Source organism: Frankia nepalensis, from assembly GCF_016786325.1.
Taxonomy (GTDB): domain Bacteria; phylum Actinomycetota; class Actinomycetes; order Frankiales; family Frankiaceae; genus Pseudofrankia; species Pseudofrankia nepalensis.
This window is the reverse complement of sequence record NZ_JADWYU010000332.1, coordinates 1-1,888: the sequence shown is the minus strand read 5'-3', so window position 1 is coordinate 1,888 and position 1,888 is coordinate 1. Positions and strand designations below refer to the sequence as shown.

The 1,888-nt window shown below is 72.2% G+C and carries 1 protein-coding gene; it reads left to right on the top strand.

Annotation, left to right across the window (positions count from 1 at the left end; genetic code table 11):
• The first annotated feature begins 523 nt into the window (after positions 1 to 523).
• Entirely contained in the window at positions 524 to 1,735 is a 1,212-nt protein-coding gene (locus I6A81_RS41015) for a CaiB/BaiF CoA transferase family protein (RefSeq protein ID WP_203007339.1), read from the top strand.
• The last annotated feature ends 153 nt before the right edge of the window (positions 1,736 to 1,888 follow it).

Genomic DNA, 1,888 nt, shown 5'->3' with positions numbered 1-1,888 from the left:
GGGGGGGGGGGGGCCGCCCCCCCCCCCCCCGCCGGCCCCCCCCCCCCCACCACCGCAGGCCGAGAGCACTAGCAGGCTCGCGGCCAGGCCGCCGGCCAGGGCGCCTAAACGGACCGCGCCCAGGCGCGCCGCCACTGGTCGACACCGTCCTGTGCCACGGCGGGAGCCGTTGTGCCGCATGGGCGTCTACCTCGTTTCAGTGGTTCGTGCATCAGAAATTTCAAGATCGGCAATGGCGGCGACCGGGAAGGCGGGCCGATCCCGCTGGCGTGACCCCGCACGCTCGCGGCGCCGGGACGTGGGCCGCCCGGTTGGCTGTGAGGAGGATCGCAACACTGTTGCGAGAAGTCAACGTTCTACCGAAAACGAGATTTGGTCTTCCCAGATGAGATGCTGACGTTCTACAGTCGGCCCGTCGTGCCACGACGTCGGCGGCGGTCCGCCTCATCCGACCGGCGTGCGGCCTGGGCTCGGGTACCCGACGGTTCGGGTGAGCCCGTTTGATCAAGAAGAGGAGGTGGCCGTGGGAAAGGGTGCCTTCGACGGCTTACGCGTCGTCGAGCTCGCCCAGTGGGTGTTCGTGCCCGTCGCCGGCGCGCTGCTGGCGGACTGGGGCGCCGACGTGATCCGGGTCGAGCGACCCGAGGGCGACCCGTACCGCGCGCTCGCCACCCAGGGCATCGGCACCGACGGCGGCGGGGTGAACCTCTCGGTCGCGCTGGCCAACCGGGGCAAGCGTTCGGTCGCGCTGGACCTGCGCACCGACGGCGGTCGCGCGGCGCTCGACCGGCTGCTGGAGACGGCCGACGTCTTCCTCACCAACTTCCGGCCCGGCGCCCTGGACCGCCTCGGCCTCGGCGCCGACGAGCTCACCGGGCGCTACCCCCGCCTCGTGTACGCCCGAGGCCACGGCTTCGGTGTTCGCGGGCCCGGCGCCGACCGGCCCGGGTACGACTCGTCCGCCTTCTGGGCGCAGGGCGGGATGGCGCATGTCCTGACACCGCCGGACCGGGACGCGCCGATCGGTCAGCGCGGCGCGATCGGCGACCGCAACGGCGCGATGGCCCTGGCCTTCGGGATCTCGACCGCCCTGCTGCGCCGCGAACGAACCGGCGAGGGTTCCGTGGTCGACGTCTCGCTGCTGGCCACCGCGATGTGGACGCTGTCCTCCGACGTGCTCGCGGCCCTCGCCGGCGGGCGGCCGCGGGCCGCGACCGGGCGGGAGGCCTACGTCAACCCGCTCGTCGGCGCCTACCGGACCAGCGACGGGAGGCACATCCAGCTCGTCTTCCTGGAGTCCGACCGCTACTGGGCCGGCTTCTGCCGCCTGGTCGGCCGCGACGACCTCGCCACCGACCCGCGCTTCGCGGACCTGCGCGCCAGGGCCGAGAACCGGGACGCCTGCGTGGACGAACTGGCGGCCGAGTTCGCGAAGCGGTCCTTCGCCGAGTGGCAGGAACTGCTCGGCCAGATCGACGCGCCGTGGGCTCCCATGCAGGCCGTCGAGGAACTGCTCACCGATCCGCAGGTGCTCGCCAACGACTACCTCGGCCAGGTGGAGGTGGACGGCGGGCCGACCTACTCGTTGCCGAACGTGCCGGTGCAGTTCGACGGCCGCCCCGCGGCGCTGCGCCGCGCTCCCGAGCACGGCGAGCACACCGAGACGGTCCTGCTGGACCTCGGCTACACCTGGGAACAGATCGCCGAGCTTCAGGACACCGGAGCTATCCCGTGACGGTGCCAGGGCCACCCCTTACCGAACCGAAGGAGGAGATATGACCTCGGACCTGAACCTCGACTGGTTGATCTCGGTCGACGACCACATCCTCGAGCCGCCGCACGTGTGGATCGACCGGGTCCCGAGCAAGGACCGCGACCGCGCCCCGCA